At 63.3% G+C, this 18,360-nt stretch carries 5 protein-coding genes; 1 reads left to right on the top strand and 4 read right to left on the bottom strand.

Annotated features, from left to right (window positions below):
- Positions 1-81: 81 nt before the first annotated feature.
- A complete protein-coding gene (locus tag ACILSQ_RS19065; protein ID WP_395745242.1) occupies positions 82-2,337 on the top strand; it encodes a hypothetical protein in 2,256 nt (751 codons plus the stop codon).
- Here the strand turns inward: ACILSQ_RS19065 and ACILSQ_RS19060 are convergent.
- From ACILSQ_RS19060 to ACILSQ_RS19045, 4 genes are all read right to left on the bottom strand, one after another.
- Complete coding sequence (locus ACILSQ_RS19060) at positions 2,294-7,036, bottom strand: beta strand repeat-containing protein (protein ID WP_395745241.1); 4,743 nt, start codon at positions 7,034-7,036, stop codon at positions 2,294-2,296. The genes ACILSQ_RS19065 and ACILSQ_RS19060 overlap by 44 nt on opposite strands.
- 108 nt (positions 7,037-7,144) lie before the next feature.
- Positions 7,145-15,739 (bottom strand): beta strand repeat-containing protein, encoded by an 8,595-nt coding sequence (locus ACILSQ_RS19055; RefSeq protein WP_395745240.1) that lies wholly within the window; start codon positions 15,737-15,739, stop codon positions 7,145-7,147.
- Positions 15,740-15,901: 162 nt separating this feature from the next.
- Positions 15,902-16,771, bottom strand: coding sequence for a helix-turn-helix domain-containing protein (locus ACILSQ_RS19050; RefSeq protein WP_395745239.1), 870 nt, complete (start codon positions 16,769-16,771; stop codon positions 15,902-15,904).
- 283 nt (positions 16,772-17,054) lie between these two features.
- Complete coding sequence (locus tag ACILSQ_RS19045; RefSeq protein WP_395745238.1) at positions 17,055-18,290, bottom strand: DUF5722 domain-containing protein; 1,236 nt, start codon at positions 18,288-18,290, stop codon at positions 17,055-17,057.
- Positions 18,291-18,360 lie beyond the last annotated feature (70 nt).

Here is an 18,360-nt window from a genome sequence, read left to right as displayed (position 1 = left end):
GGGTGAACGCGTTATGGGCTCGTGCCTGTATCCGCGGGCATTACGCGCAACCCGTCCGCCAACCTACCAGGAGGAAGCACCATGCATGCAAAGCTCACGCCCAGGCATCCCTTGCTGAGGATGTGCTGTCTGGTTTTGTCTTTAACCATCGCTGCCTGGCAGCCTGGTCACTCGGCGGACGGTCCGCCCGCTGCGGCCGGCGAGATCCCGCAGGTGTCTGAAACCGACATGAACTATGCCACGCAGACGGCTCTGGCGCAGGGGGTGCTGACGCTGAAGAAATTTGCGCAGGCAGATCCGCAGGGCTGGATCATCCCGCCGATCCAGAAGGTGACGCTGACGGGCTACAAGGACGTGCCGCTCAAATACCGGCTGATCGAGCGTGATGTGCCCATCTATGAATACACCGACATGGTGGTGCTGACCCCGGGCCCTTCGCCGGGAGATCCTCCGGTGCGCCGCATTGTGCAGCAGCCGACGAAGCAGATAGGCACGCGCAAGGAGACGCATATTCGCTATGACCCGAACGGCCCGCTGGAAAGGATCTACAAGCAGCCGATTTATGAGCATGTGGGAGACACCTCCTGGAGCTACAGCCTGATAGGAGACTCGGCCATGGCGCTGACGGCGCTGCGTGCCGCCGGAGTGCCTGAGAACGACCCGGTGATGGTGCACATGGTGGAGAACCTCATGCTTTATCTGGACACCTATGGTCCGCCGGATCAGACGTGGAATGTGGCATGGCTGGCGGTGGCGATGGCACAGACGGACGACAGCATCGCCGCGGACTGGGCGGAAAAGCTGGCGTCACGCCTGCTGGACGGGCAGATCACGGATGGACCCGCGCGTGGGCTGTGGGGGCCGATGTGTTTTCACCCGCGCCTCATTTCCGTGCTGATCAGCGATTACCTGGCGAGCGAGGCCGAGGTGAACCGCATGCAGGCCAAGCAGAAGGAACGCCCCACCAAGGCCAACCAGGTGCTGCTCTCCCAGGCCGAAGGCGCGCGCAACCGGCTGAAAAAATATGCGGACAGCTGGACGCATCTGGCGCTGAAGTTTGCCACGGTGGAGTTTCCGATGACGTGGGAGGACATGATGACGGAGAAGGTGCAGTTTGCGGGGGCGACGGATTTCTTTTACAACCAGCGCTCCGCGGACATGGAAAGCACCTGGGTGGCGCTGCATGCGCTGTCTGTCTGCGCGGAGACGAAGCACCTGCCGAAGACCTCGCAGCGTCCGCTGATGCCGGCGGCCTACGATGCCGTGCAGAAGATAGGCGCGACGGCGACCGGACCGAAAGGCCCCACAGCGGGCTCGCAAATGAACGAGGCCACGGTGCCGCCGGAAGCAGCCATGGCCGTGCTGGCGCGGGCGGCCAATGCGCTAGTGGCGCTGCTGCCGGAGCGCGGCGGATGGAGCGAGTGCAATTTTCACCAGCCCGTCAAAGACTTCGACGCCTTCAGCAAATTCCTCGCCGTGCCGGTGGATCCTGCGAGCTTTCCCGCGCTCGACTCTCCCGTCACAGCGACGAGCGCTGCGATGGGCATCTCCGCGCTGGACAGCATCGGCCGCGCCGTGGGCATGGACAAGCTGGCGAAGTTTCAGACCAAATACAACGCGGGGGCGATGGGGAGGAACACCGCGTACCAGGAGCTGCTGAAGGTGCTGTGGCCGAAGCCCGCACAGCGCCCGCAGGGGATCAACAACGATCGCATCGACCTTTTCCTGCCGCTGATGCGTCCGCTGCAGGGGGATGAGCCTGACACGGTGCTGGCTGATGAGATAACCACCCAGCTCATAAGATATCTCATCCTCGGTGCGGATGCGGACGGGGCCTGGGGCGCGAAGCTGCGCCGGACGTACATCACCAGCAGTTCGCGGGCGCGCTTCAAAGCCCTGGAAAACCTGCCCGGACAGGTCTGGAAGGCATGGCGGCTGGATGTGCCCGTGGAGCTGAACAAGGCGCACATCAGTCTCTGGCACGTGACGCCGTCCAACAACTCATACTACAACAACATCAGCCCCGGCTCCGCGTATGCCACCGCCATCGCGGTGTACTACCTGGCCTCCCGGGTCAAAAACCCAGGGGCCGTTTTGGAAAAGCTCTGCGTGGATCCCACGCTGGCGGATCAGCGCAAAAGCGTGGACGCTTTGCTGCTGCCGCAGCCCAGGCCAAAACCGAAGCCCGCGCCGGTGGTGGCCGCCAAGCCTGCGCCCACCCCAGAGAAACCCGCGCAGAAACCTGGGGACAAGGCCATGGTGAAGGCAGAGGAGATCATCCCCGTCGTCCCCATCAAGCCCGCCGACACCCAGCCGAAGAAGGACGAGACGTTCTGAGACGTCTGCGCCGCAGCATCGCAAGCCCGAGTGCCATGCCGAGCAGGAGCGTGCGCGCAGGCTCGGGCGCGAGCATGATGAGGGCGATGGTGCCGTCGCTGGTGAAGTTATGAATGTCCCAGTAGTAGCCGGAGCCGGAGATGTCCGGGAGATCGAGGCCGCTGGCTTCATCGCCATTGCCGGTGAGGTAGCCGGTGAAAGTGAAGCGGCTGGCGAAGGTGGGCGAGGCGGAGAGGCCGGACCAGTCGAGCAGATTAAATACCGCCGGAGCGGTCGGGACGAAGGCGTCCGCGGTGACGGTGAGGTTGCTGTTGAAGAGCAGGGTGTTGCTGCCGGTGCCGATGATGCTGAGGAGATCGGAAGTGCCGCCAGGATTGATGCCGAGGATGACGGAGCTGCCTGCCTGGAAATCCAGCGCGCCCGAGCCAGACACCGGCGTGAAGGTCAGGGTGCCGTAGTTGTTTTGTGCCGAGCCATCGCCCGCCTGCACAGTGGAGCCGCTGCTGGCGGTGAAGCTGCTGCCTTTGACGATGCCCGTTCCGAGGATCGTCGCGCCATTTTGCACTGTGACAGCGCCCGTGCCTGAGGTGCCGGAGCCATCGCTGCCGACCTGCAGCACGCCCGTGCTGACGAGTGTTGCACCGGAGTAGGTGTTCGTGCCGGTGAACACCTGCGTGCCCGCGCCGGTTTTGGACAAAGCGAGCGTGCCGTCGGTGCCGCTGCCATCGCCATTGCGCAGCGTGCCGCTGAAGGTCTGTGAGCCGGAGGCGACATTGACGGTGAGCGTGCCTGTTCCCGAGGCGCCGGATTCATTTTCGACAATGCCCGCGCCGCCGATGCTGCTGAGTCCACCGATGGTTTCGTTCTTGTTGTTCAGGCGGAAGATGCCGGCGCTGGCGCCGCTGCCCGTGAAAGTGATGACACTGGTGTCGGCGATCTGGTCGCTGTTGATGAGCTTCACCACGGCGGTGGTCGTGCCATCACCGATGGTCAGGTTTCCTGCGATGGCGGTGGCGCTGGTTTTTGACAGATCGAGCTCGCCGGCATTGACGCTGGATGTGCCGGTGAAGGTGTTGGAAGTGCTGCCGGAAAGGGTGAGGATGCCGAGGCCGCTTTTCGTGAGGCCACCGGAAGTGTTCGCAGCGGAAGTGATCGAGCCCAGCACCACGCCGCTGCCGCCAGCACCGAGCAATGCAACCGTGGGTGTGGAGGTGTAGCCGACGCCGGGATTGCTGATGGTGATGCTGAGCACTTTGCCATAGGTGGCGCTGGCAGGATCGAGATCCACCGTGGCGAAGGCCGTGGCTCCAGAGCCGCCGCCACCGCTGATCTCCACATACGGCGCACCGTAGTACCCGCTGCCGCCGTCGGTAACGGCGATGCTGGTGATGCCGTTCCCCGTCGGTGTGTTCAGCGCGATGGGAATGGTCACATTGTAGCCGTTGGTATTGACCACAGCGCCGCCGCTGAAGCTGCCGAAGGCACCATTGACGTATGTGGTGAGCGTTCCAGTGCCGCCGGTGCCGCTGTCTGAGATGAAGGCGGTGGAAGTGATTGCGGCCTGCAGGAGCCCGCCGTTGAAATTGACGATGGCATTGTTGGCGGCGCCGGTGTTGTTGTAGTGGACGATCTGATTGGTGATCAAGGTGCCCGCATCGAGATTGAGATAGGTGGTGCCCAGCGCGGTGTTATTGTTCTGCTGGGCGATGGTGATGCTCAGGCCAGCATTATTCACGACGCCTCCAGCCATCGTCATGGCCCCCTGCGCGGTGGTGGTGGCGGTGGCTGCATTGCCTCCACTGCGAAAGCCCAGCGCGATGGCATCCCCCGTTCGTACCACCTGGCCGCCTGTGACGGTGAACTCCCAGCGCTCATTGCGAAACATGATGTAGTTCGCCGTATTCAGTGTGCCACCGCTGACCTGCAGCACGGAGATGGCGGTGCTGGTGGTGCCATCGAGAGAATCCACGCGGTTCGTGGTGATGGTGCCGGAGGCCAGTGACAGCGCTCCGTAGCCAGCTCCGCCCAGGCTGATGCCGGACTGTGTGCTGGTGGTGGTGATGGTAAGCGCGCCGCCGCGCATGGAGAGCGCGCCTTGATTGCTGGTGCTGTTGCCGAGGGAGAGCGTGGTGGTCGAGTAGTCGGCACCGGTGCTCAGGCGCAGCAGGCTGGCGCCGGAGGCGGCGCCCACGGAAGTACTAGCGGTTCCCGTGGTGAAGGCGCCGGAGACTTCCAGCACGCCGGCGGAAACGGTCACGCTGCCGGCGATGTTGACGCTGCCGCTCAGGAGCAGATTGCCGGCACCGGTTTTGACGATGCCAAAGGCACCGCTGGTCGAGGTGATGGCGGAGGTGATGGTGAGGTCGTGCGCGGCATTGCTGCTGTCGCCGATGGTGAAGGTGCGCGCGGCCGCGCCGAGATCGAGCGTGCCGCCCGTGATCAGGGCGCCGAGGGCATTGTTGGTGGCGCTGAGAGTCACATTGCCGCCGAGCGTCAGCAATCCGCCGCTGCCGATGCTGATGGTGCCCTGGCTGGTGGGGGATGAGGTGGCATCGTAAAAGGTGAGGGTTCCGGAGGTCCAGGAGTATCCGCCGAGATCCAGCGTGGCTGCGCTGCCGCCACCCGCGCCGGTGAGAAGGAGCGCCGTGGAAGAGACCGCATTGTTTGTGCCAAACTGCAGCGTGCCGCCCGAGGTGATGGTGATGGTTCCGCCGAAGGTGCTGGCGCTGCTGACGAGCAGCGTACCGCCGCCGATGGCCGTGGTGCTGGAAAACGTATTGCCGCTGGAGAGGTTCAAGGTGCCGCCATTGATGGTGAGGCTGCCTGCATAGGTGCTGATGCCGCTGAGGATCAAGGTGCCGGCATTGACGATGGTCGCGCCAGTGTAGGTGTTCGTACCGCTGAGCGTCAGCGTGCCCGCGCCCGATTTGGTGAAAGCGAGCGTGCCATCGGTGCCGGTGCTGTCGCCGTTGCGCAGGATGCCGCTGAAGGTCTGGGAGCCGGAGGCGAGATTGACCGTGAGCGTACCGGTGGACGCACTGCCGGACTCGTTTTCCACGATGCCCGCGCCACCGCTGCTGCTGAGGCCGCCGAGAGTTTCGCTTTTGTTGTTGAGGCGGAGGATGCCCGCACTGGCGCCGCTGCCGTAGAAGGTGATGAGGCTGGTGTCGGCGATTTCGTCGCTGTTGATGAGCTTGAGCACCGCACCCGTGGTTCCATTGCCGAGGGTGATGTCTCCGGCGATGGCGTTGACGCCGGAAGTTTTCGAGAGATCGAGCTCGCCGGCATTGATGAGGGTGATGCCGGTGTAGGTGCTGGCGTCCGTGCCGGTGAGTGTCAGCGTGCCGAGGCCGTTTTTGGTCAGGCCTCCATCGGTGGCGTTGTCACCCACGATGCTGGAGTGCGTGAGGGCGCGGGCGATGGTGACATTGAATCCATTGGTGTCGATCACCGCTCCGCCATTGCGCACATTGACCGTGGTCAGCGTGGTGCTCAGAGTCATGTTGGCTCCGTTGGCTTTGAGGGTGCCGCCGTTGAAGTTGAAGATCGAGGCACCCACGCTGCCTCCGGTGATGGTGCGGTTTGTGGCCAGAATCCCGCCATCCAGATTGACCGTGCCGGAGCTGGTGGTGTTTCCACTGAGGTTGGAGCCTAGCAGGAGGACGCCGGTCGTTGTGTTAAAGGCAGTGCCGGTGTCAAAGAGGCCCGTGCCGGAAAGAGTCACCACGCTGGCCCCGCTGCTTTCCGCGTCCGAATAACCCGCGCCGATGCGGATGACATTGGAGCTGCTCGTCACGATGACTGAGCCGCCTGAAATGCTGAGGAGGCCGTTGCCAGAGGGGTTGCTGCGCCCTACCACCAGCCCTCCCGAGCTTGTGCCCAAGGTGAGCGTGCCCGCCGTCACATTCACCGTGGCGCTGGAGGTGTCTCCGATGCGAAGCGTGGATGATCCGCCGGAGAGATATTCGGTGCCGGAAAAATTGGTGACGCTGCCGCCGGAGAATGCGGTCTGGCCGGTGGGATTGGCGGCGCTGCCCAGCGTGCCCGTGACATTCAAAGTGCCGCCGCTGACCGTGAGCCCGTACGAAGTCGAATAAGTGCTGCGCGTGGCACTGCCGGAGAAATTGGTGGCGCCGGCGCTGAAGGTCAGAGTTCCCGCGTCTGTGATCGTGCCTTTGAAATTGAGCGTGCCGCTTCCTGTTTTAGTGAGGGTGAAATTGCCGCCGGTGATGTTGTAGCCGGTGTCATAGGTCGCGTTTCCAGATCCGGCGAAGCCCGAATTGGCGGAGAGGGTGATGTTGGTCTGCAGCAGGGCCAGGGTGTTTGCATTGGTCACGGTCACATTGCCGCCGAGCGTCAGCGTATTGCCATTTCCCGCCAGGGTGTAGCCATCGGTGTTGAAAGTGATCCCGCCGGTGGTGATGGCCTCGGTGAGAGTCACCGTGCCAGCCGTGCCTGCAAAGAGAGCGATGTCGTTGCTGGCATTGATCCAGGAAACCATCGTGCCGGATTTGTTCCAGAAGGTGGAGGTGGTGTCCCAATTGCCGCTGCCTCCCGTGGCTCCGCCTGCGGTGCCATCAGCATCCCAGGTCAGAGTGGAGGCGGCAAAAGAAAACGCAGGAAAGCCAAAGAGCGCGAGCCGTAGCGCGCAGCAGAGCAGCATCGAAGTCCGGGGATGAATGGCGGAAGGGGCAGGCATGGCCCCTGTCTGTTAAGCAAAGGCGGGACCATCGGGCACGCCGAGCAGACGCTAAATGAGGCGAAGGTGACCCTTTTTGTGCACCTCATTTTTTCTACTTAGGAAAGCTCAGCGACGGCGTCGCACCAGGAGCATGGCCAGCCCCAGCGCCAGGAGCATCATGCGCGAGGGCTCGGGCACGAGAATGATGGTGCCGTTGACCGTGAAGCTGCTGATGTCCCAGTAAAAACCCGTGCCGGAAATGTCCGGAAGATCCAGGCCGCTGGCTTCATCGCCATTGCCAAAGAGGCTGCCGGTATAATTGAAGCGGCTGGCAAAGATGGGAGAGGCGGAGAGGCCTGACCAGTCGAGCAGATTGAACACCATCGGCACGGTGGGGACGAAGGCTGTGGCTGAGACGGTGAGGTTGCCATTGAACAGGAGCGTGTTGCTGCCGGTGCCGGCGATGCTGAGCAGATCCGCCGTGCCCCCGGATGTGATGTCGAGGATGACGGTGCTGCCGGACTGGAAATCGATGACACCGGAGCCGGAGGCTGGTTTGAAGGTGAGCGTGCCGAAGCTGGCCTGGGCGCTGCTGTCACCGGCCTGAATGGTGGAACCGGCCGCCGCAGTGAAGCTGGAGCCCTGCACGATGCCGGTGCCAAGAAGCGTGGCGCCATCCTGTACAGTGACCGCCCCCGTGCCGGTGGTGCCGATGCCGCCGCTGCCAGCCTGCAAGGTGCCATCCTGGACGAGGGTGGCGCCGCTGTAGCTGTTGTAGCCGCCCAGCGTGGCCGTGCCGCTGCCGGTCTTGGTCAGTGCGACGGTGCCGGTGCCGCCGGAGTTGTCGGCGATGCTTCCCTGGTACAGGCCCCCGGTCGCATCGCCGAAGCCAATGGTGAGCGTGCTGTTGGTGCCGGTGGCGTTGTTGAAGATCGTACCGCCGGGAGAGCCATTGAGATTTCCCAGCGTCTGGTTGCTGCCGTTGAGGTTCACGGTCGAGCTCGCATTCACAGTTAGCGTCGCGGTGCTGGCGATCTGCTCGCTGCCATTGAGCTGAAGAACCGCTGTGCCTGACGTGCCATTGGCCGTGCCGACCGTCACATTGGTGGAGATGGCGACGGCGCCGCCGGTTTTGGCGAGAATGAGAGTGCCGCTGTTGATGACGGTGCCTGCCGAGCCGCTGAAGGTATTGGAGTCAGAGCCGCCCAGTGTCAGGCTGCCTGATCCTGATTTCACAATCGACAGGCTGCTTCCGGAGAGCACCCCGTTGAAGGTGGAGCTGCCCGCGGTCGTGCTGAGGGCGTTGCCAATCGTCAGTGTGGAGTTGGCGGTGGCAGTTACGGTGCCGGAGCCGTTCAGAGCGCCGATAGTCTGCGAAGCTCCAAGGGAAAGCGTGTTGCCAGCGCCCACGGTGATCTGGGCAAAAGTGCCAAGCGCGCTGGTGATGTTGGCGCTGAGGGTCAGGGCGCCGCCGGTGCTGGCCAGATTGATCACCGTTCCGTCCAGCAGGCTGGTGGCCGCGGTGGCGAGGGTGACGCTGCTGGCGGTGCTGCCGCTGTTTTGAAAGGTGATGGTGCGCGGGGCGATGGCCTGGTCCGTCAGGGCTCCGAGGGTCAGGTTCATCGCGGCGCTCGCGGTGCTTTGCACATCGAAGACCGGATCTCCCGGGGCCATGGAGGGGCCGCCGATCGTGATGCTGCCGAGAGTGAGCCCCATGCTGCCGCTGGTGACGTTGTCACCTGCTTTCACGGTGAGCGTGCTGTCGCCGGTGATGACCGCGCCGAGGCTGAAGGTGAAGCCTCCGGCTCCCGAACTGGCGCGGTCCACAATGATGGTGGAACTCGACAAGATGTTCACGGCATTGGTGAGCGAGCCGCCTGCATCGTACCCGAGGCTCAGGGTGCCGCCGTTGAGCGCAAAAGCACCGGTGCCGACGGGCGTGATGACCGTGGCCGCCTGAAGCCGCAGCACTCCTTCGTCGATCTGATTGGTCCCGCTGCGCGCACTGCTGGCGGTGCTGGTGAACATCAGCGTGCCGCTGCCCACCTTGGTGAGCAGAACACTGCCGGTGATGCCGCCGGCGTTGTTGATGAAGATGTCGCCGCTGCCGCCGATTTTTGCCGCGGCTCCCTGCACCAGGGTTCCTGTCATGATGGCCATGGTGCTGCTGCTGTTGATGATGGCACCGAGGCCTGCGTGGCCGGTGCCGCTGACGGAGCTGAAATTGCGGTCGGTGGTCTGGCCGTTCAGGTCCACCGTGCCTCCGGCACTGATGGTGACTCCGCTGGTGGAGCCCAGCGCGGTGGCATTGTTTAGTTTCAAGATGCCCAGGCTCACCGTTGTCGTGCCGGTGTAGGTGCTGGCGCCGCTGAGCGTGAACGTGCCGAGACCGCTTTTCGTGAGTGACAAAGTGCCTGTGCCATTGCCAAGGGTGCCGGTAAAGTTGGTGCTCAAAGGCGTGCCGCTGCTGGCATTGCCAACAGTCAGCGCAAAGGCGCCGCTGGCGGTCACCGTGCCGCTGCCGCTCAGGGAGCCGATGGTCTGCGCCGCGCCGATGTTGAGGATGCTGTTTCCATTCACAGTCACCTGCGCCAGCGTGCCCAGCGCCGCGGCGAGGTTGAGATTCAGCGTCACGCCCGCGTTGGGGCCGCTGTTGACGTACACCATGGTGCCGTCCACCAGGCTGGCCATGGCGGTGCCGAGAATGACAATGCTGTTCGTGGTGGAGGCTCCTGAATTGGCAAAGGTGATGGTCTTTGCCACACCCTGATCGCTCAGCGCGCCGAGAGTCAGCGTGGTGGTGCCGGCCGCGGCGGTGGTGGGGCTTTGCACGTCAAAGGTCGGGCTGCCGAGCAGGGTGGTGGCTCCGAATGTGACGCCCGCATTGGTGCCGCCGGTGGTGACATTGCCCCCGGCCTGGATGGTCAGAGTCTGCGTGCCGATGGCCAGCACGCCCAGCGTGTGAGTGAGTCCGGCACCGGAGGTGTAAACGTCAGAGATGATGGTGGAGCTCGCCGTAACCGAAACGGGATAGGCCACCACCGATGCGGTGCTGCCCAGGCTGAGAATGCCGCCATTGAGAATGATGGCCGCCGCGGAGGTGCCGAGGGCGGAGGTGGAATTGCTGATGCGCAACGTGCCTGCGTCGATGCGGGTGTATCCTGTGCGTGTGCTCGCCAGGGGGGTGCCGGCATTGTCTCCCAGAGTCAGGGTGCCGGAGCCGGATTTGACGAGAAGGCTGTTGCCGGTGAGCACGCCGGTGGAGGTGATGCTTCCGGTGCCGCCGATGCTGGCGCCGATGCCGCCGGTGCCATTGCCCAGACCGATGGTCAGCGCGCCGATGGAGGCTGCGGCAGCGCTGCTGTTGATCAAGGCACCGCCGCTGCTGATGCCCGTGCCGTTGAGCACGGCGGTGTTGATGACAATCTTGCCATTGAGATCGAGCACCGCGCCCACCTGCACGGTGGCGGTGGAGGTGCTCAGCGCGCCTGCGTTGCCCAGCACCAGTCTGCCTGCATTGAGGCTGGTGGCTCCGGTGTAGGCATTGGTGGCCGTGAGAGTGAGGGTGCCCGCGCCGTTTTTCGTGAGGCCGCCGGTGGTGGTGCTGGTGATGACCACCTGAATGTCCAGGCTATCGCCCGCGGCGTCCGTGCCGATGACGAGGTCGCCGGCGCCGCCCGTGGTGAGGCCGGCGGCCGTGCCTTCGTCCGCGATGATGGCGTTCACGCCGCCGGTGACGAGAATGCCTCCGGCGGTGTTGGCGCCGTTGTTGAGCGTGAGCAGCGTGCCATTGCCGAGGGTCAGTGTGTCGCCGCCGGAGAATTTCAATCCCGCATTGATGGTGACGGAATCCGTCTGCGTGAAGGAGCCGCTGATGAGGTAGGGAGTGCTGTTTCCCGCGCTCATGCTGCTGCTGGCCATGGTGGTGGCGGCAGCGCCGATGACGCCGGAGGCGGACGCGGCATAATTTGCGCCGTTGTAGGTGATGCGCGGATCGATGATGCCGTTCGTGTTGGAGGTGCCGGTGATGGTCACGCTGGTGCCGGCTGGCGAGACGATGTTCAGCCCGGAGCCCAGTGCGGGCGTGACGAGCGAGGCGAAGGTCAGCGCATTGGTGCCGGAGGCCGGGGCATCCACTTTCAGCACTCCACTGCCGGAGGTGAGGGTGAGCGCCCCGAGGGCCTGCGTGCTGGCGGTGGTGGAACCACCGAACTCAAAGGTGCCGCTGCCAGTGTAGCTTAGGGGAAGCGCGTTGTTCCATCTGCCTGTGGTGCCGTCTCCGAGCTTCAAGGTGCCCGCATTGATGACGATGCCGCCAGTGCTGGTGTTCACGCCTTTGAGCGTCCAGGTGCCGGTGCCGTTTTTAGTGACGACGCCCACGCCGATGTTGATGATGCTGGTGATGCTGCCGTCTCCAGCACCCGCGAGCGTCAGTCCAAAGGCGCCGCCGAGATTGCCGGCATTTGTGAGGTTGAGCGTGCCGCTGTCCGAAGAGATGGTGACGGCGGAGACGCCGAGTGTGATGGTGCCGGCATAGTTGTTCACGCCGCTCACATTGACGAAGGCGCCGGTCTGCATGTTGATGCCATTGGAGCCTGCAAAACCCGAACCACCATTGAGAGTCAGCGTTTCCGCCAGGGTCGTGATGCCGCCCTGAATCTGCAGAGTGGCCCCGCTGGTGACTGTGGTGGTTCCAGCGGTGCTGCCCAGGGCGGCGGCGCTGCGGATGTTCAAAATGCCGGAGCTGACCGTGGTGGATCCGGTGTAGGTGTTCGTGCCTGTGAGGATCAGGGTGCCGAGCGCGGTCTGGGTGGAATTGCCCGCCACGATGTTTCCGGCATTGGTGCCCTGAGTGATGGTGCCGTTGATGGTGAGCTGGTCAGTCACATTTGTCATGGCCATGGTGCGGCTGGCAGAGGCACCCGTGGCGGTGAGCTGCAGCGTGCTGCTGCTGCTGATGGAACTGACACCGGTGAAGGTGAGGGTGCCGCTGGTATTGTTGATCGCCAGAATGCCGGAGCCCGTGACCGTCGCGCCAAACGAAGAGGACCAGGTGAGCACAGTGAGATTAAAACCGTTCAGATTCAGCGTTGAGCCGGCATTCATGGTCAGCGCCGTCGTGGCGGCGACAGCCTGATCGCTGGCATTCAACTGCAGCGTGGCATTTCCCGCCGTGCTGGCCGCGGAGGCGCCAATGGCCAGAGCACCCGGAACCGCGACAGCGCCGCCCGTTTTTCCCAGGATCAAAGTGCCGGCGCTCACCGTGGTGGCTCCGGTGTAGGTGTTGGAGGTGCTGCCGCTGAGTGTCAGCGTGCCCAGTCCGGCCTTGGTCAGCGCCAGGGTTCCGGAGCCATTGGCCAGCACGCCGCTGAACGTGCTGCTTAGAAGCGTGGCATTGCTCGCATTGCCTACGATCAAAGTAAACGCGCCGCTGGCATTGACCGTGCCGGTGCCGCCGAGGGAGCCGAGCACCACGCTGGTGATGCCGGTGGTCAGCGTGCTGTTGCCATACACGTTCACCTGGGAGAGGCCGCCCAGAGCTCCGACCACATTCATATTGACGGTGACGCCGGCATTGGCGCCGCTGTTGATGTTCACCACGGTGCCGTCCACCAGGCTGGTGGCCAGCGTGCCGAGGACAACCGTGCTGGCTGCGGCGCCACTGTTTTGAAAGGTGATGGTGCGGGGGCCGATAGCCTGGTCGCTCAGAGCAGCGAGTGTCAGTGTCATCGCGGCATTGGCCGAGCTCTGGACGTCGAATACGGGATTGCCAGGCCGCATCGAGACGCCGCCGATGCTTACCGCGCCCAGCGTCAGGCCGATCGTGCCGCTGGTCACATTGTCACCGGCTTTCACCGTCAGCGTGCTGCTGCCGATGGTCAGCGTGCTCAGTGTATGCACAAAACTGCCCGCGCCCGCACTGGCACGGTCTGAGATGATCGTGCTGCTGCTGATGACATTCACCACGTTGGTCATCGTATCGGCCACATCAAAGCCCAGGCTCAGGGTGCCGCCGTTCATGGCATAGGCTCCTGTGCCCACCGGGGCGATGGCGGAGGCGGACTGGATGCGCAGCGTGCCCGCATCGATCTCGTTGGTGCCCGTGCGGGCGCTGGTGGTGGTGGAATCGATCACGGTGAGAGTGCCGCCACCGGTCTTGGTCAGAAGCACGTTGCCTGTCAGACCAGTGGCGTTGCTGATGGTGATGTTGCCTGAGCCGCCGAGGCTGGTGGCGCTGCCCAGCGCCGTGGTGCCGGTGACCGTGGCGGTGATGCCGCTGCTGTTGATCAAGGCGCCGATGTTTGCCGTGCCGGCGCCGTTCATCGAGTAGTTGCGGTCGCTGGTCTGGCCGTTGAGGTCGATGGTGCCTCCGGCGCTGATCGTTACCGAACTGCTGGCCCCAAGTCCCGTCGTGCTGCCCAGTTTCAGGGTGCCCGCGCTCACGGTGGTGGCTCCGGTGTAGGTGTTGTCGCCCGCCAGCGTCAGCGTACCGGTGCCGTCCTTGACCAGGATTCCCGAACTCGTGGCGATGCGACTGCCGACCACAATGCTGCCCGCGCCCCCAAAGGTGAGAGCCTGAGTTCCGGTGATGATGTTGGTGGAGGTGCTGGTGAGGAAGAGCGTCAGCGTTCCGGAGTCCGCATTGATGCGTGAGGGACTCAGCAGCGTGACCAGGCCGCCGAGACTGTTGCTGCCGGACAGGTTGCGGATCACGCCATCCGCGGAAGTTCCCGAGCCTCCGATGCTCAGGGCGCGAGTCAGGCTGATGCTGCCGCTGAGCTGCAGGGCGGCGCCCTCCTGCACCGTGACCGTGCCGGAGCTGCCTAGCGCCGCCGCATTCTGCATTTCGACCACGCCGGATACGATCGTGGTGCCGCCGGTGTAGGTGTTGGCATTGGTGAGGATGGTTTTGCCACCGCTGGTGCTATTGAACAGAAGAGTGACCGCGCCACTGCCGTTGTTGGCGATGAGGGAATTGATCGTCAGCGTGCTGGTGCTGCTGTTGTTGGTTACGATCAACTGCCCGGTCGTGTTATTGGTGCTGCCGCCTGCCGTCAGTGTTCCCGCGGAGCCAGACTGGCCGATGACAAGGCTGCGTGCGTCGGCATCGATCTGAATGCCGCCGGTGACGCCAAGACGCAGCGTGCTGGAGGGAAGCGCGATGAGACGATCACTGGAGGAGTCGTTCATGGTCAGCGTGTTCAAATCGGTGGTGGTGCCGGTGACGGTGATGTTGCCGGTGGATTTGACCGAGACGTTCAGATTGCCGCCGGTGGAGTATCCAGCGAGGGAAGAGATCGCCGTGCCTGTGGCGTAGAGAAGGTCTCCCACAAAGCCATTGGTCACTTTTCCACCGACGACCTGCGCCCAGCCCGCCGTGCCGCCGTAGCCGCGGTAGGTGGCCCAGGGGCCGAGGAAGCCGCTGGCCAAGGTGGAGGTGACATCTCCCGCGGCCGCGCCGTTGATCGCCAGCAGACCCTGGCCCGAACGTGTGATGGTGCCCAGGCTGAGATCCATCCTGCCGCCTGTGTCAGAGATGAGCGTGATCACGGACAGGCCGCCGACCGTGCTCGCGGAACCGTTCGCAATCAGATTGCCAAAAGCCTGGCTGTTGCTGGTCCCCGCCTTGCCGAGCAGCGTGAAACCGGTAGAGCCGCTGTTGCCGCCGATCATGTTCAGCACACCGGCGGTGACGCCGTTGTAAAACATGTTTGAAACGGGGGCTCCCGCTGCTGTGAAATCAAAGATGCTGACGCCTCCATTCGCGCTGGTGCGCCCCCAGGTGGTGGAGCCGGTAAAGTTGCTGATGCCGGTGAAGGTCACCGTGCTCGTGGACAGAATGGCGCTGCGCTGGAAGCCCTGGGACCCGCCGGTTTCACCGATGGCGGCGCTGATGACGGTGCCGGTGGTCGTGGTGTTGCTGTGAATGAGTGCGTTGCCGCTGAGGGTGATGGCGCCGCTGAGAATTTGATTGTTGGAGTCCAGGCGGATGGCGCCGCTGTTCTGGCCCAGGCCTGCAATGGTCATCGGCACGGCGTAGGTGTTGCCCGCACCGCTGATGGCGTAGGTGCTGCCGGACTCCACGACGACGCGGGAGAGGGAGGAGTTTGCCGCCGCCGCCCCCACCAGCACAAAGATGCCCACGGAGGCGGAGTTGGCCTTGATGGTCAGCGTGCCCACCAGGTTCGCATTGGCGGTGCCGCCGAACTTCAGGTATTGAAACGAGCCTGAGGCGCCGGTGGAGCGTTGAATGGTGAGGTTGTTGCCGGTGACAGTGGAATTCAAATTCACAAACTGATTGGTCGTGCTGCCCGTGCTGGTGAGGTCCGCCATTTCGATGACGGCATTGTCCGCAAAGGCCAGCGTGCCGCCGGTGAAGGTGTGCGCAAAGGTGGGCGCTGAGGCGAAGGAGCTGAACTTCATGCCGCCGAGATTGATGGTGCCGCTCACGGTGATGGTGCCGCCGGCCGTGGCCGTGTTGAGACCAAATACCGCCGTGGTGGTGGCATTGGTGGTGTTGTTCCAGGCCACATTGCTGGTGCCGTTGTACCAGTTGGTGGAGGTGGTGTTCCAGGTGCCATCGCCTTCCTGGATGCCGGCGGTGGAGGTGTTGGCATCCCAGGTGAGCTGTGCCGATGCGGTGACGGCGGAGAGAAGCAACGCTGCGATGACCAGTCCGCAGGCACGACGAAGGCGGCAAACAAAGAAGGAATGTGGCATAAGCTCCCTGCCGGTTAAGCATATGCGTGACCATCAATCCGATCATGCAGACCCCGAATTGCGCAAAGAAGACTCTATTTGTGCATGAGGCGTCGGCATCCGGGCAGCAGCAAGAAAACTGAGGCCATGGCCCGGCAAAGCCGCAGACCAAGCGGAACAAACTCAGGACGACCGCATCACCCGGCTGCGATAAACCAGAGGCACGCAGTGCTGATGCTCTCTGAACTGGCGCTGGAAATGCGCCGGTGAAACAAAGCCGCAGTCCATGGCGATCTGGCTGACCGTGAGATCCGTCTCGGCCAGCAGAAGACAGGCGCGCGCGATGCGCAGCTCATTCACATACTGCGGCACCGTGCGCCCTGTGCTCTTTTTAAACAGGCGGCTGAAGGCGCTTTTTCCCAGGCCCACGATGGCCGCGAGGTCGGCCACATAAATGGGCTCGGGCAGATGGGAGGCAATGTATTCGCAGGCCACGCCGACGCGGTCGGACGCGCCAGGACGCGGCTGGGGCATGACGGGGGAGGAGATTTCACGGAGCTCTTCGGAATGGGAGAGGAGATCGAGAAGCTGAAGCAGGGAGATGACCCGCTTCATGCCGTGCTCATGCAGCATCTGCTGGACCATGCGCGTGGCTGTGAGCCGGGTGATGCCCGTGACCTCAAGACCCTGTCCGGAACGCTGGAACAGGTGGCGGATAGGCTTCATGGAAGAGCGCTGCAGCCAGTCCTCATGCCCGGGAAGCTGCGGCATGAACTGCACCACGATGGCCTCCACCCCCGTGGCCGGTCTGCCGGGCTGGGGGTGGTTGCGGTAGTCATGCGGCACATTGGAGCCGATGAGGACGAGGTCGCCGGGTGTGAGCGGGGAGATGTTGTTTCCCACCAGCCGTTCGCTCCCGCCTTGCAGGACGAGGGTGATCTCACACTCCGGGTGGTAGTGCCAGACACAGCCGAAGTCTTTGCCGCGCACGACCTCGCAGACCACCGGTTCGGCGGCGGCCAGAGGGGAGAGCATTTCAACAATGGGTTTCATCGACTGCGGGCGCGGCAGGCGTTCCGGTTCTGCCGCCTGCCGTCACGGATGGCAAACGCAAGAGATCGTTCATGAACTGAATACGAACCAAAGCGGTGCGCAGGAGTTCATTTATGGAGTAAAAACGGGAGGGCAGAATGAAGTGAAGACACAAGGCGGGATGAAAGGGTTGAATGAATCAATCTTCAGAAGGTGCTGGCAGGATGCCTGTGCAGCATGCGTGCCATCCGCGGGCGCCGCGCCTGTGCTTCGCACAGATGTGTGTTCATCTGCGACATTCGTATCACTTCTCAGGCTGCGCCCACGTCTTCAGGCCCGTCATGGGCAGCAGGGCATCTGCCGCGGTGCGCCATGCCGGTGTGCCCGCTTTTTGAAAGAGTTCGTAAATGACTTTTTTGCTGAATGGATCGGCCACGGAGTTTGGCGCATTGCGCCACAGGCCCAGACGTAGGCCGCCCTCGTGGGCATGATCCACATGGCGATGATAAATGAAGGCATCGACCGTGGGGAGGGCCTGAATCTTCTCCCAGGCATAGGCGTAGGCGGCGGCCTGGAGCTTCTCGCCATCCGGCGTGGGCAGCGTGTGGAATCCCTGCTCGCTGAGAATGATGCGGCGTGGTTTGTTCTGATAAAGCAATTCTGTTTTGGCGAGATGCCGCGGCAGCACTTCGAGATTTTTAAAAGTGACTTTGTTGGTGTTGTCATCATGGGTGACGGTTTTATCCGCCCATGCGCGCGGATTGCCGAGGTCTTCGGGATAGGGGTGCCAGGCCACATGCCAGTCGAAGTCGCCACGCTCACGCACCAGACGTGCGAAAGTGTCGAGGAAGTCGCGTCCGGGCGTGGCCTCCTGCGGGCTGACGTTGTGCATGCTGCTGCTCCAGTGATGGTCGGAGGAGAGGTAGGTGCGGGCGTTTTGCGAATGCCTGCGGATGGCGCTGTGCATGATGCGGAAGGCTTTCTCATATTCGCTGGCGGCGGTCTCCAGCCGCACGAGCCCCATGTTGTTCCAGAGGAAGTGCGAGTTCACCTCGTTGCCAATGATCCAGCCCCACACGCGGCCATGCTCCGGGTGCGCTCCGCTCCAGCGCTCCGCCAGCAGGTTTATCACCGCGTCGAGATAACCGCTGGCGGTGTTCACCGCGCCGACGCTGAACTTGCAGTCCTTGCGGTGTCCGGGATGCAGCACCACCGCGTCGATGGCCGGGGTCTTTGAGGGGTAGGCGATGAGGATGAGGTAAACAACGACGCCTTTGTCGGAGAGCGGTTTGATCTGACGGTCCAGCGCAGTGAGATAGTTTTGATTGAAGACAAACTCACGCGTCTCCGGTTTGGATGCTTTTGCATCAAATAACGCGGTGAGGTTCACATTGATGCCCGCATGGTGAATGCCCAGCGCCAGCGCATCCTCCACCATCTGGACCTGCAGACCTTTCTGATCCGGCGGCGTGGGAAAAGGATCGTTGTTTTGTGCAAAGGCGATTTGCGCGATGAGGAGGCCGAGAAGAAGATGACGCATGAGTGATGAGACAACCAGCGCAGCAAACGAGACGCCGCAAGCTGCCTGCGAACGCTGTGGCAGGCCGGGA

Source organism: Prosthecobacter sp. (genome assembly GCF_044227185.1).
GTDB lineage: Bacteria > Verrucomicrobiota > Verrucomicrobiia > Verrucomicrobiales > Verrucomicrobiaceae > Prosthecobacter.
The sequence above is the reverse complement of the archived record's forward strand: the minus strand, read 5'-3'. Positions and strand labels throughout refer to the sequence as shown.

Coding starts and splice junctions, on each gene's coding strand:
- ACILSQ_RS19050 (WP_395745239.1), bottom strand. CDS start 16,771: ATGAAACCCATTGTTGAAATGCTCTCCCCTCTGGCCGCCGCCGAACCG.
- ACILSQ_RS19045 (WP_395745238.1), bottom strand. CDS start 18,290: ATGCGTCATCTTCTTCTCGGCCTCCTCATCGCGCAAATCGCCTTTGCA.
- ACILSQ_RS19060 (WP_395745241.1), bottom strand. CDS start 7,036: ATGCCTGCCCCTTCCGCCATTCATCCCCGGACTTCGATGCTGCTCTGC.
- ACILSQ_RS19055 (WP_395745240.1), bottom strand. CDS start 15,739: ATGCCACATTCCTTCTTTGTTTGCCGCCTTCGTCGTGCCTGCGGACTG.
- ACILSQ_RS19065 (WP_395745242.1), top strand. CDS start 82: ATGCATGCAAAGCTCACGCCCAGGCATCCCTTGCTGAGGATGTGCTGT.